This is a genomic window from Sphingomonas sp. BL2 (genome assembly GCF_056680015.1).
This window is the reverse complement of sequence record NZ_CM155261.1, coordinates 3,618,867-3,631,672: the sequence shown is the minus strand read 5'-3', so window position 1 is coordinate 3,631,672 and position 12,806 is coordinate 3,618,867. Positions and strand designations below refer to the sequence as shown.

The window sequence follows — 12,806 nt, the reverse complement described above, 5'->3', positions numbered from 1 at the left end:
TGCAACGCGAAGCCGCAAAGCGGGCGTTTTGCTGCCAGCGTGGGATCATGGCCGGTTCGGTAACGTTACACAGTCTGTTGCGAGCGTTCTCTCGCGCTAACTGAAAGGCCCGACGCCGATGAACGCTGCCGATGTTTTCGCGACGCTCGACGTGGAACTGAAACCCGATCCGTCGCGCACCGTGATCAGGCCGTTCAGCTTTGGCTATCCGCAGGCGTTCGCGGCGGACCACCCGCCACGCAGCCAGGTGGTCGTGGACCGCATCCTGGCGCTGGACGACACGATGCGGGCGAGGATGCTCGACTTGTTGCTGACGCCGATGCGCGAGCGTCATCGCAACGTCGAGCAGGTGCTGTTGCGGCGCTTCGACGAGGTACAGCAAGACTTGGGCAATGGTGATTTCACCAATGCCGAGCGCCTCCTGATTGGCGCGTATTTCAGTCAGGAATACGCGTTCGAGTCCGCCGCGTTGTTCAATCCCAGCATCGTCTCTCTGACGGACGAAGAGCCGAGCGTACCCGGTGCTGTCCGCTTCGTCATATCGTTGCGCGGGATCGGCGAGGGGCATATCTCGTCGATCACGTTTCGCACCGGTGAATGGGGGCCGGGCGACCGCCTCGTGATCGATCCGCCGAGCGCCCACGGCGTGCCGCCGCGCATCGAACGCCAGGATGACGGTTGGGTCCGGCTGCTATGCGAGGACAGCCAGGACGCGTCCGAAACCGTCATCTTCCCCGTTCTGCCTAGCCAGCGCCAAGGCATCGAGGATCTTCGCCTCGTCAACTTCACCGATCACGACGGCGTCCGCAGCATCATCGGCACGTACACCGCGTTCGACGGCAAAGACGCGCGCCAGGAGATCCTGCGCGGGGTCGACCTGCGCCGTGTCGAGATGAGGCCGCTTACCGGAGCCATGACGGGCTACAAGGGCATGGCGCTCTTCCCGCGGCGGATCGGTAATCAGTTTGTGATGCTGGGGCGGCAGGACAGCGAGAATATCTGGCTGCTGCGATCGGACGATCTCTACACGTGGGAAACCGGAGCGCCGATCATGGCGCCGAAATATCCGTGGGAGTTCGTGCAGCTGGGCAATTGCGGCTCTCCGATCGAGATAGACGAGGGTTGGCTCGTCTTCACGCACGGCGTCGGTATGGTGCGGGGATATTGCGTCGGCGCCTGCCTGCTCGACAAGGAGGATCCGTCCAAGGTGCTGGCGCGCACCGCGTCGCCGTTGCTGTTCCCGAGCGCAGAGCAACGCGGGGGCTATGTGCCCAACGTGACCTATAGTTGCGGTGCGCTGATCCAGGATCGTCGCATCCTGCTCCCCTATGCGATCGGCGACGAGTTCTCGGCGTTTGCCGTGGGAGACGTGGATGACCTGCTGTCGGTCATGACCGCCTGTTGATCCGCCGTGTCGATGGCAGCGTTTTGCGGCGCCGCCATCGGCTGAGAGCCGGACTGCCCAAGGAACCGAGACTAACTTGTCGGCATGGCCGAGTGAAAGAGGCACACAACCAGCAGAACAAGGACGAGGGATACGGCGCTCGACATCGCGACAAGGACCGCTGCCTCTTTGCGATTTGTGTCGAGGAGGGTCGCGAACAGGGTCACGTTGCTGGCGATCGGGAACAGGGCGACGAGCCCGACGATCACGCGGTCGCGCGGGCTTAGCACGCCGACGAATGCCGCTTCGAGTGCGAGCGCTGCGCCGAGCAGTATCAGCCCGGCGACTTGCCTGACCGCGAGGATGCGCGTCGTCAGCTTTGGCCGCCAGTCCTCGCGGCCGGTTTCGGCAAGGTTGAGGCCGATCACCGCCATGCCCAGGACCGACACCAGCGTGCCGGCGATCGAGACGATCGGCGCGGCCGCTTCAGGCATCGTCACGCCGCCCCATTTCGCGATGATCGAGCCGATGACGACATAGACGAGCGGCACCCGCAACGCCTTGGTCGCGGCGGTGCGCGTGCCCTCCTTGGTACGGGCAATGAGGAAATACCCGATCGTGTTGCCGTACAGCGCGCTGCCGATATACGCGCAGATCACCGTCGATACGCCGACTTCGCCGAACAACGCCTGGCTGACGGGCACCCCGAAGAACGCGACGTTGAAGAACGAGAAGGACGCCGACAGCAGTTTGGGGTCGAAGTCGTCGCCGAGCCGCTTGGCCAACCGGTATGCGGGGATGCTCATCAGGGCGGAGACGACGAACATCAGCGGCGGGATCACCCACAGCTGTCGTGGTTCCGCACCGAGCACCTTGTCGATGACCAGCAAGGGGATGAGGCCGAAGACGAGGACCTTTGAACACAGCTTCGCTGCCCAGGGCACGCGGGCGCCGACGGCCCAAGCCAGCAGGATCACGCCGTAGAGCGGCAGCAGCGCCGCGGCGATATTACCGAGCGCGCTCATTGCTGGCGCAGGATATCGTCGACCGCACGACCGGCGCATTCGACGTTGAACCAGACCGCGTTGGTGTCGCGCAACTCGCCGTTCAGCAATTGGCCGAGTGCGTACAACCGAGGTGCGTCGCGCGTGGCGGATATGATCCGACACGTCGCCCGGTGCGCGATGGCACCACCGACCGGATGCGGTTGCAGCCAGTCCTTCGCAAGCAGGTCCTTGATCAGCGTCTCCTTCATCTCGTCGAGCGTGGTGGCCTGGCCCGTGGCGTTGACGACGATCGGCGTGTCGAGCGTGTCGCCATTCTCGAACCGGACCGTGAAGCCCGTACCGCTCTCGTTGGCAACGGTCTCATCGATCCGCCCGCGTACGCTGAGCAGTCCGCGGGTCATCGCATCCGCCAATCGCCGCGCGTTCGCCATCGGCGTGACGAAGCGCGCCGCGGCGAAATGCGCCGCCAGCCATTGCCCGAATCGTTTCTGGTCGGCGGGGCGCAACAGGTTCCAGATCGCCGTCGAATCATGCCGTGCGGCGGTGAGGATGCGCTGGAACGGTTCGTCTCCGGCTTCCGCTGCGGCAATGTCGTGTAGCAAGGCGGCCTCGGCGTCACCGTCGTAGCGGTCCTCCGCCTGCCAGTCGATCGCGCGTCCGGCAGCAGCCTCGGCTTCAAGACGAAAGAGGCGGAACAGGTCGACCACCGAGAAGGCGCTGCCCCGCTCGCGGATCAGCCGATGGACGTTTCCGAGTGTAAGGTGCTGACGGTCATAGCCTGTCTCGGGCGCCGGAATTTCGACGCGCGGCAGCATTCCCTCCTTCGATATCAGGTGGATGTGACCGCGATGCCCATCGTCGAGCAGGGTCATCACTGCGTCGATGGCACTCAGGCCGCTGCCGAGGATGACGACGGACTGATCTCGCGCGATCCCCTCGGTCATGCGGTGGGCGGGATAGGGCGAGTCGAAATAGCCGGACATACCGTTTAGATCGCCGAACCGATCCGGATCGGGCGTGCCGATCGTCAACAGGACGACGTCCGTCCCGATCGTCGTCCCGTTCGCGAGCCGAACCGTCGCTGCGGCATGATCGCCCTCAATGGCGATAGCTTCCTCGCGGTGGACGTGGACATCGATCCCGGCGGTCCGCGCCTGATCGAGCGCGCGGTCGAGAACCCCTTGCATGTAGACGCGGTATTCGCGTCGCTGCGGGTATTCGACGCCATCGGGATCGAGCGGGGAGTCGGATGCCGCGCGCCGCGCCTCCAGCCAAGTTCGAAAATCGCCCGGCTCGCGGTCGTAGAGCCCCATGAGGCGGGATTCCGTGTTCAGGAGATGTCCGGGTTGCTCCGTCCCGAATGCCAATCCCCGCGCAAGCTCATCGTCACGCTCGATCAGGTGGATCATCCAACCTTCGCCCGGATCGTAGCTAAGCCGAGTTACAGCTTCGGCGAATGCGGCAACGCCGCAGGCACCCATGCCGATAATAGTCAATGTTTTCGGCATGATATCCCGTTCGCTGAGGAACGGCGACAACGCGCGGCAGCCTTTTCGTGCCACGGTAAACGTGAAACTTTTGTCATTTTAAGTGGTTCGAGCAGTTCCTCGGCCATGGGACGTTGCACCAAGGGCCGATCGCTCGGAGCCTAAATAATTCGCACGGCTGTCTGTCTCGCGGATATCCTTGATTGTCAGGGGGTTACACTATCGATCATGATCCGGGAGACATTATGAAAACGATTCTCGCAGCCGTCAGCCTTTTAAGCCTGACAAGCGGCGCCGTCGCACAGCAAACACCGGCAGTGGTGGGCCTGAAGGCGCAAGCAGAGCCTTATGCGACTGCGTCCGTGGTCAACCATCCCAAGACGATCGGCTGGCCCGAGGGACGTAAGCCGAAGGCGCCGCAAGGGTTTGAGGTCGTCAAATTCGCGGGCGGACTGGACTATCCTCGCCAGGCGTTGTTGCTACCCAATGGCGACGTGCTTGTCGCAGAGGCTCGTACGAAGCCGAAGCTGGACGCCGAGCCGGACATTCAGCGGGGCCAAGCCCTGTCAAAAACGACGGGCTTCAGCGCCAACCGTATCACATTGCTACGCGACGCGAACCGCGACGGCGTCGCCGAACAGCGTTTCTGACTGATGGAGGGGCTCAACCAGCCGTTCGGCATGCAGTACGCAAACGGTCGCCTGTATGTCGCCAATACCGACGGTGTCGTCAGCGTCCCGTTCACGCCCGGCCAGACGCGCGTAACCGCAACGTCGCAGCCGCTCGTGTCGCTGCCCGCGGGTGGCTACAATAACCACTGGACGCGCAACCTGTTGCTCAGTCCGGACGGGCGAACGTTGTACGTGTCGGTTGGCTCGGCGTCCAATGTCGGTGAGCATGGCATGGACGAGGAGACACGCAGGGCAGCAATTCTCGCGGTCGATCTTCGTACCGGACGAGAGCGTCTTTATGCATCCGGGCTTCGCAACCCGGTCGGTATGGCGTGGGCGCCGGGATCGAACGTGCTGTGGGCCGCCGTCAACGAACGCGATCAACTCGGCGACGATATTGCGCCGGATTATCTCGTCGGTGTGCGCGATGGTGGTTTCTACGGATGGCCCTACAGCTATTACGGCAAGCAGGATCCGCGTCATGCGAATGACAGGCGCGAACTGTTGGCGACAACGTTGATGCCCGACGTCGCGGTCGGTCCCCATGCCGCTGCGCTGGGCGTAGCATTCGCACAAGGAACGCCGGCCGAGCAACAGGTTGCTTATGTCGCGCGGCATGGCTCGTGGAACCGGTCAACGTTCATCGGGTATGACGTACTCGCGGTACCATTTGCAAACGGAAGGCCGACGGCCGCGCCGCAGCCGTTCCTGACCGGGTTCGTCGCAGACGAGAAGACGAATGAAGTCTATGGTCGACCGGTGAGCGTGCAGACGCGCGACGACGGCGCGATCTTCGTCGTCGACGATGCCGGGGATACGGTGTGGATGGTGCGACGCACCTCGTGACCATACCGGCCTTGATGGTTCTCGCAGCGACGCTCGCGTTGGTCGCTGCGTCACCCGCGTCGTCGCAGACCGTGCCGTTCATCGACACCGAGGATGCGACGTTATCTGAGGTCGATGTCGGCGGTGGGAGCGTTCATCCGATCGTCTCGTTTGACGTCCGCAACGGCGATTACGCGCGAGGTGCGTATGACGACGATGCCGCCGGTCTTGGCAGGGTTCCGGTCCATGTCTCGGTCGGCGCCGCCGCAGTGCTAAAGCGCGGTGCGGACGGGCAGGGGACGCTGTTCCTCGTAGGGCAAAGCTCAAACGGCTTTCACGCGCCCCGCCCCGACGAAAGATCCCGTCCGCGCGGTTGGTACGAGAGCAACACGATTGTCGGTCTGGCATGGCGACCGGTCGATGGGCTGTCGGCCGCCGCAGCCTATGCCATCAAGGCAAGTCCCAACGGCGTAGCGAGCACGACCCATGAAGCCAGCCTGACGTTCCTGTACACCGGCAAGGACGCAGTGGGATTCCTTGCTCCCCGCTTTGCCGCCACGACGCGGACGAAGGGGCAGGGGGGCTTCTACACGATCGTCGGCATAGCCCCCGCGTTCCCTCTCACACGCTCAAAGGATGGCCTCACGCTCACGTTGCCAGTCTCGGTCGGTGCCGGTTGGCGCAGCTTCTATGCAGCGGATAGCGGAGACAGGGTTTACGGCAGCGGCGGGGTGAGCGTTGCCCAGCCGTTGAAGATCGCTAGCGCAAAGGCGACGTTGCAGGGCGAAGTTCTCGCCTTAGTTCGCGACGCTCAACTCCGACGGCTCGACGCTCCCGACGGCACGACCGCCTCTATCGTGCCGCTGGCGACCATATCACTTGCATTGACGTGGTAACGTAGTTTGCACGTGCCGGTCGGCAGTAACCGGGTGTAGGCGAACGTAGGTCGAGCCCTGCTGATAGTTGTTGAATCTATGCCGGCCTAGTTAAACTGCAGCACACCGCTTGACCTACTGGTTAATGTGATAGATTGTCGGAAAAGTGGCCGTGTGACTATTATCCGGCCGAGAAAAACTTACGTAGTTAAGCGTATCTGAACGAATGTCCGAAAGCAGCGAAGGCGCAAAGCCAGCGGAATGGCTGCTTCTGGGGCGTCGGGGCGGCTTCAAGGAGGCTTTGCGTTACCCTCGCGCTCACAGCCGCAAACAGTCGACGCCTATGACATGCTGTGTGCTTATAGGTTGGCCTGTTCCTCTTTGTTTAAGTCAGCATCGGGACCGTAATAGAGTTCAGCGCACGCGTCGCGCAGGCAGCCACCCTCGATCTCGATATCGTCCCGATAGGCGTCCCCGATGAAGCCGAGAGTGTCGACGTGCTTTGCCTCGAAATACATCGGATGCACATCGTTGCGACCAGCACCGTAAACGACGCGGCCGACTTTCGACCAGATCGATGCCATCGTGCACATGCCGCAGGGCTGGAGTGTCGAGTATAACGTCGCCCCACGCAGCTCCAGTTCTCCGGTTTGCTCACAAGCCCGACGGATCGCCATCATCTCGGCATGAGCGGTTGCGTCAGGCAACTCCTTGGTCTGATTGCGTTCGGCGGCAATAACCTTCCCGTCTAACACGATGACGCATCCAAGCGGGGAGGTTGAGGGATCGGACCCTTTGGAGCGCGCGAGGTCTATCGCCATTTGCATCCAGTGTTCGTCGGTATCGGTCTGCATTGCGTTTCCACCTAATTGCAGTTGCTGTTAGATTTGGCGTGTCGATCCGGTTGCTGCGTCAGCTCTGAACCACCCTGACGGTCGCTTCTGTGGGATCGACCGGATCCATCACAAAAGCCCCGGCATCACGGTTCGCGACAAGCCATGCGACGTGTGCAGCAGTGATGCGCTGGCCCGGCACCAGTCGAGGGACGCCGGGCGGTGCGGGCGCGATCATCTCCGCTGCGATCCTTCCCTCAGCCGCCTCGTAGGCCACCATCTCGGCTGAGCCGTAGAGTGCCGCAGGCCCGGGCATTGCCATGTCGACGGACATGGTGCCGATCCCTGGCACAGGCGAGATTGCCGGCAGGATGGAGGGATCGGAAGCGAGCTGATTCACGAGATCCTGCAAACCACGGACGAGCTTGCGGAGATCGGACCTAGTTGTGCCCAAGGACAGAACAGCCAGAATATGCCGGGTGTCGGACAGCCCCATGCTGATCCGGTGATGCTTGTAGAGCCAGTCGTCGATCGCATACCCTGCTACGCCCAGCGCCGAGACGTCGATCAGCACCTTGGTGACGTCCAGACTGGCATCTGGCAGCAGATGATCATGACCGAACACGCGCAGGGGCGCGATACCAGCAATCTTCCTGCGGACCTTTTCCGCCAGCGCAATGACGCCGTTCCACATCTGCTCCCCGTTCAACGCGTGATCTCGCCGGGTCGCGTCAAGCGTTGCTAGGATGGGCACCGACGGACTGGTGGTCTCGAAAAGCTCATAGGCCATCCACAATCGCTGGCGATCGATCAGGTCGCCCTTGGCGACGATCACCGATCCCTGCGCGAGGGCCCCCATCGTCTTATGGGCGCTGTAGACGGCAGCATCCGCTCCCTTGGTCAGCGGATCGTCAGGCAGTCCTTCACAAAATGCGAACGCACCCCCCCAAGCGGCATCGACGATCATGGGAATACCGTGATCGTGACAGACAGTGGCGAGTGCCGCGATATCGCTCGTCACGCCGTAATAGGTTGGGCTGACGACGATGAACGCCTTGGCGGTTGGATTGGCCGCCAAGGCGGCGTTCAGCGCCTGCGGCTCAACACCATGCTCAATGTCCCATTCCCCGTCGATCTGGACCGGCACGATGGCGGCATTGAGCCCTGTCGCGAGCGCGTAGGTACGCTCGGCCTTGTGGGCATTCGCCGCGACCAGAATGGTGTCACCTGGTCCGGCGACCGAGGCCATAACCGTGTGAAGACTCTGGGTGGATCCGCCGGTTACAAACCGGCAGAAGTCGGCATTCCAGGCCTCTGCCGCGATCTCGTGCGCACGTTGAAGGGCCAGCTTGCCTTCGGTACGGTCGTCGAGCCCCTTCGGCGTCAGCACGTCGGCTTGGAAAACGCGCTTGCCGAGCAGTGCCTTCATCCCGCCAGGAATGGCTGCACCCTGGTTGTGGCCCGGCGCTCCAAATCCGATGACCGGCCTCTTCTCGATCGCCGCCAACGCATCGGCCAACGGCGCACTATTCTGATCCATGCCGAACCCTCTCCTGATCGAGTGGGTGAAACGCACGGATACTGGAAAGCCCCTCCACGATGGTTGATCTTCTTTATCAAACAAGCAGTTATCCGCCGAAGGCGGACATGAATCAAACCTTCCGCCTAGCTGGCTAGGGCGCTCATCGATAGCAAAGCCCTTTCCAACATTCCGTCACCAAGGGTACGAAAAAGGAAGAGCTATGAGGAACGAGATGCCGATCAACGTCAACGCGGCGAGTGCGGCGGAGTTGGACGCCATCCCGGCGCTAGCGGGGCACGGGTTCGAGATCGTCCGCTATCGTGAGGAACGCGGCGGGTTCAAGTGACCTGAGACAACTTGATGAAGTACCCGGTCTTACAGGTAAGGCCGATGGGGTTTGCTTCACTGACCTTTGGCGATTGCTGACTCAGGCGGGCGCCAGGCTTTGGAACGCCGCGATAAGAGCCTGTTCGTTGATCGGTTTGTCGAGAACGATCATCGATGGCCGACTGACGTGGCATGCCTCGCGCGTGCCAGTCACGAAGATGACGGGCGTCGGCCCATGCTCCGAGATGATGGCTTCCACCGCGGCAGGCCCGGTACCGGCTGAGAGATTGACGTCGGACATGATGATGGAGGGAGGCCGCAACCTCGCGGCATCGATTGCCTCATCCTGCGATGCAGCCTGATCGAAGGATGTGCCGCCAACCCGTTCGATCAGCTGGATGATGTGATCGGCGATGAGGAAATCATCCTCGATGACGAGCACATGGCACATATGACAGATCCCGTTAAGCTGAGCTCTTAACCAGTGTGGTCACGCAATGGGCCCGCCACGGGGTTAATAAATGTCAGACAAGGTCGAAAGCTTAGATCGGCGCTTCGATTGCGAAGCGAACACCTTCCGGCAAATATTGGATTTCCGTCTTGCCGCGGATGTGGCGTGACAGGACACGCTCAATCATTCGCGTACCAAATCCAATACGCGTAGGCACGGCAACGACAGGACCATCCTGCTCTGCCCAAGAGAAGGTAAGTCGACGTTCCGTCGCATTGCCGTTTAGGTCCCAGCGTATGCTAACCTGACCCTCCGGTACCGAGAGCGCACCATATTTGATCGCATTGGTCGCCAGCTCGTGCAGCGCCATCGACAACGCAAGTGTCACTTCCGGGGTCAGCCGTATCGTCGGCCCGACAGCGGAAAACCGTCGACCGTTGCTGTCCATGAACGGCGCCAACACCCGCTCGACGATCTCACCGATTGCCGCGCCTTCGATCTCATCCTTAAGCAGAAGTTCGTGCGCAGACGCGAGGCTAGCGATGCGGCCCGACACCGCATCCCGAGCTTCAGCGAGGGACGCAGCATCGCGTAGCGTCTGACTCACAACGGCACTGACCGTCGCAAGCGTGTTCTTCACGCGGTGTGTCAGTTCATGTGCCAGAACCGACCGTTGCTCCTCGGCGAATTTGCGAGCTGAAACATTGCTCGAAAAGCCCGAAACTGCCAACGGTGTGCCATCCGCACGGCGCTGCAGCGAGCCTTGGGAATGGATCCAGCGTTGCTCGCCTTCAGGCGTCAATATGCGGTATTCGACGTTATAACGCGTGCCATGCTCGATAGCGCTGTTCAGCGAAGATCTGACGAGTTCGCGATCCTCTGGATGCACGCAAGCCAACAAGCCTTCCGCCGATAATATCTCTCCGGCCGGCCTTCCAAAGTTTGCAAGACAGCTTGGCGAATAGCTAAGCCGCCATTCTGGCAAGTCGATGGTCCAAGTGCCCAGTCCGCCAGCATCGAGCGCAAGCGCCAGGCGCGCTTCTCGTTCGGCCAAAGCGACTTCGCGCTTCGCAAGCTCGGCACTCAGCGTGTCGCGGTCGCGTTCCAACTGCAACAGCCCGTGCCGCTCGAGCGTGACATCGAGCTGGGATGCAACGAAGTAGCGTAGGCTGCCGGTCGCGTCATGCACGGGCGCGACCATGAGGCGGTTCCAGAACGGCGTACCATCCCGACGGTGATTCAGGAGGTCGATATCGATCGGCTCGCGGCTAGCGACCGCATCCTTCATACGTCGGACGTCGGCCTGATCGGTCAACGGTCCCTGCATAAAACGGCAGTTCCGGCCAACGACCTCGACTGCCGAGAACCCCGTCAGAGCCTCGAACGCACGATTGACGTAAACCAGCGGGTTATCCGGTAGCGTTGGATCGCTGACGACCATCGGCGTAATGCAGTGATCGAACGCCGCAACGAAGGGGTCATGCTCGTTGAGGCGGGACGCAAAGGCGTCGACAGCCTCGCGTACGACACCTGAGGCATCGTGCGGTCGAATAGGCGAAGGTGGGAGTGGCTGACGGTCCAAAGCGGGAACGTCCTAGCGGTAAGACGTTGATGGATCAACGTAATCGAATTTATGTATAACTTCTGTCATCTGTCGTCCCACTTCGTGAGGCCGTGGATTGTCGCTTATCACCCGGAAATCAGGGACTGGTCTGGGACCACTCTGCGGCAAACGCGGGCGCTGCAATGAAGCTCGCTGGCTGCGGGGATACGGGCGGTGGATCGCAGACACCCTCTTCGATGTAGCGCATTGCGGACATCAGACCATTCCGGGAGAAGGGCTTGGGTATGACGCCATGGCCACCAGCAAAGTCGGCTGGGATCTTAAGTGGGTTTGCAGTGACGAAGACGACTATTGCGTCCGCCCATCGATTCCGGATCAGTGCACAGACATCCAGGCCGCTGGTGCCTTTCGCAAGCTGTATGTCGACAAAAGCCAAGTCCGGATGGGGATCGCTTGCCAGGTCTTCAACTTCGTAGAGAGACGCGGCCTCGCCGACGACACGGTGACCGGCGTCTTCGATCATCGCTTCAATATCCATCGCCAAAAGAGCTTCGTCCTCGACGATCAGCACATTCAACGGCGGTTGGGCACGTACATTCATTAATCGTCCACCGGGAATGAGAGGGATACACGAACACCGGGGGCGGCGTCAGACCACACGACGTCGGCTCTGACTTGCTTGGCGAGGCGGGAAACAAGCATTTTGCCAATGCCGTCCGGCTGAACGTAATTGCTGGCAAGCCCATGCCCATCATCGGTGATTTCGATCAGGGCATTATTGCCTTCTAGGGCGGTGAGGACGGAAATCGTACCGGCTCGCCCGTCGGCAAATGCATGCTTGATACCGTTGGTCGCTATTTCGTTGAGGATCAACCCAAGCGATGCCGCCTTACTGGACGGCACCTCTATTTGCGAAATGTTCGAAACAAGCTTGATGTCGTCGCGTCGGCTGGCACCAACGACGTCGCTGATTAGATTTTCGGTAAACGCCCCGACATCGAACCGGGTGACGTCGTCCGACTGATAAAGACGGCGATGCACTGTCGCCAGCGCATCAACCCGTTCGAGCATGGTTTCAAGTTTTGATGAAACGGCCGGGTCTGATATGCTACGCGCCTGCAAACGCAGAAGCGAACCGATCATCGTAAGATTGTTCTTTACGCGATGGTCGACTTCGTGAAGCAGCAGAGTTTTCGCATCTAACGCGGCCTCGAGGTCTGACGTGCGCGCCTCGACTTCCTGTTCGACCAATAACTTCTGCTTTGAAATTATAGTCTGCGCTTTGACGCGGTCAGTAACATCAAGCTGGGAGGCGAAGAAGAATACAACCTTGCCGGCGTCATTGCGTACAGGGCTCAGGTACAACGCGTTCCAGAACGCAGATCCATCCTTTCCATAGTTTAGAAGGTCCACGGCAATGTCGGTCTGGGCGTCGATTGCCCGACGCACTTTAGCCACCTGCTCTCGGTCGGTGTCGGGACCCTGCAGGAAGCGGCAGTTACGGCCAATGATTTCACTTCGGTCATAGCCCGACAGCGTTTGAAAGGCTTCGTTGCAGAAGACGATCGGGTTATCGGTCTGCGCGGGGTCCGTAATGACCATAGGCATTCGGGTAGCCCGAACAGCCGCGGCAAAAGGTCCGCTCGTCCGTGCTCGTAACCGAGTGCTTCCGTCAGATGCCAATCGTCCCGCTGCTTCATCACGCCTCCGTGGAGCGTGCCGACCAGCCGAACTCCGTGCCGGGACTAAATCGTTTTGATCGTTTTCCGTTCCGCTGAGAGATCGAGTTCGTCTCACTCAGGCATGACCATTGGGCGGCATGGCTTGCGCGTACAAAGCCTCTTTGAGATCGAAAATCGA

The 12,806-nt window shown here is 61.0% G+C and carries 13 protein-coding genes; 5 read left to right on the top strand and 8 right to left on the bottom strand.

Translation table 11 applies throughout. The annotated features are described in order from the left end of the window. Positions 1 to 118: 118 nt before the first annotated feature. The gene (locus tag AC1ME3_RS16690; protein WP_480954076.1) at positions 119 to 1,405 is read left to right on the top strand and encodes a glycoside hydrolase family 130 protein; all 1,287 of its coding nucleotides are present in this window, start codon (positions 119 to 121) and stop codon (positions 1,403 to 1,405) included. Positions 1,406 to 1,476: 71 nt separating this feature from the next. Here AC1ME3_RS16690 and AC1ME3_RS16685 read toward each other — a convergent pair whose 3' ends face one another. Both AC1ME3_RS16685 and AC1ME3_RS16680 read right to left on the bottom strand, forming a co-directional pair. Then, on the bottom strand, positions 1,477 to 2,409 hold the full coding sequence (locus AC1ME3_RS16685) for an AEC family transporter (RefSeq protein WP_480954075.1): 933 nt from the start codon (positions 2,407 to 2,409) through the stop codon (positions 1,477 to 1,479). Further along, positions 2,406 to 3,899 (bottom strand): FAD/NAD(P)-binding protein, encoded by a 1,494-nt coding sequence (locus tag AC1ME3_RS16680; RefSeq protein WP_480954074.1) that lies wholly within the window; start codon positions 3,897 to 3,899, stop codon positions 2,406 to 2,408. The genes AC1ME3_RS16685 and AC1ME3_RS16680 overlap by 4 nt, the downstream gene beginning before the upstream one ends. Before the next feature lie 224 nt (positions 3,900 to 4,123). On the opposite strand from AC1ME3_RS16680, the gene AC1ME3_RS16675 reads away from it, so the two are divergent. Genes AC1ME3_RS16675 through AC1ME3_RS16665 form a run of 3 tightly spaced genes read left to right on the top strand, consistent with a single transcriptional unit; the run spans position 4,124 to position 6,270 of the window. Continuing rightward, positions 4,124 to 4,528: a hypothetical protein gene (locus AC1ME3_RS16675; protein ID WP_480954073.1), complete on the top strand. Its 405-nt coding sequence runs from the start codon at positions 4,124 to 4,126 to the stop codon at positions 4,526 to 4,528. A gap of 30 nt (positions 4,529 to 4,558) precedes the next feature. Then, positions 4,559 to 5,395: a PQQ-dependent sugar dehydrogenase gene (locus AC1ME3_RS16670; protein WP_480954072.1), complete on the top strand. Its 837-nt coding sequence runs from the start codon at positions 4,559 to 4,561 to the stop codon at positions 5,393 to 5,395. Positions 5,396 to 5,406: 11 nt separating this feature from the next. Continuing rightward, the gene (locus AC1ME3_RS16665) at positions 5,407 to 6,270 is read left to right on the top strand and encodes a hypothetical protein (protein WP_480954071.1); all 864 of its coding nucleotides are present in this window, start codon (positions 5,407 to 5,409) and stop codon (positions 6,268 to 6,270) included. Positions 6,271 to 6,608: 338 nt separating this feature from the next. Here AC1ME3_RS16665 and AC1ME3_RS16660 read toward each other — a convergent pair whose 3' ends face one another. Then, positions 6,609 to 7,103, bottom strand: a complete 495-nt coding sequence (locus tag AC1ME3_RS16660) for a nucleoside deaminase (RefSeq protein WP_480954070.1) — start codon at positions 7,101 to 7,103, stop codon at positions 6,609 to 6,611. 58 nt (positions 7,104 to 7,161) lie between these two features. Continuing rightward, complete coding sequence (locus AC1ME3_RS16655; RefSeq protein ID WP_480954069.1) at positions 7,162 to 8,622, bottom strand: aminotransferase class I/II-fold pyridoxal phosphate-dependent enzyme; 1,461 nt, start codon at positions 8,620 to 8,622, stop codon at positions 7,162 to 7,164. A gap of 202 nt (positions 8,623 to 8,824) precedes the next feature. On the opposite strand from AC1ME3_RS16655, the gene AC1ME3_RS16650 reads away from it, so the two are divergent. Further along, positions 8,825 to 8,950, top strand: coding sequence for a helix-hairpin-helix domain-containing protein (locus AC1ME3_RS16650; RefSeq protein ID WP_480954068.1), 126 nt, complete (start codon positions 8,825 to 8,827; stop codon positions 8,948 to 8,950). 81 nt (positions 8,951 to 9,031) lie between these two features. Here AC1ME3_RS16650 and AC1ME3_RS16645 read toward each other — a convergent pair whose 3' ends face one another. The 4 genes from AC1ME3_RS16645 to AC1ME3_RS16630 form a co-directional block, all read right to left on the bottom strand. Continuing rightward, on the bottom strand, positions 9,032 to 9,382 hold the full coding sequence (locus tag AC1ME3_RS16645; RefSeq protein ID WP_480954067.1) for a response regulator: 351 nt from the start codon (positions 9,380 to 9,382) through the stop codon (positions 9,032 to 9,034). A 91-nt stretch (positions 9,383 to 9,473) separates the two neighbouring features. Next, positions 9,474 to 10,964, bottom strand: coding sequence for a PAS domain-containing protein (locus AC1ME3_RS16640; protein WP_480954066.1), 1,491 nt, complete (start codon positions 10,962 to 10,964; stop codon positions 9,474 to 9,476). A gap of 118 nt (positions 10,965 to 11,082) precedes the next feature. After that, positions 11,083 to 11,547 (bottom strand): response regulator, encoded by a 465-nt coding sequence (locus AC1ME3_RS16635; RefSeq protein ID WP_480954065.1) that lies wholly within the window; start codon positions 11,545 to 11,547, stop codon positions 11,083 to 11,085. After that, complete coding sequence (locus tag AC1ME3_RS16630; protein WP_480954064.1) at positions 11,547 to 12,548, bottom strand: histidine kinase dimerization/phosphoacceptor domain -containing protein; 1,002 nt, start codon at positions 12,546 to 12,548, stop codon at positions 11,547 to 11,549. The genes AC1ME3_RS16635 and AC1ME3_RS16630 overlap by 1 nt, the downstream gene beginning before the upstream one ends. Positions 12,549 to 12,806 lie beyond the last annotated feature (258 nt).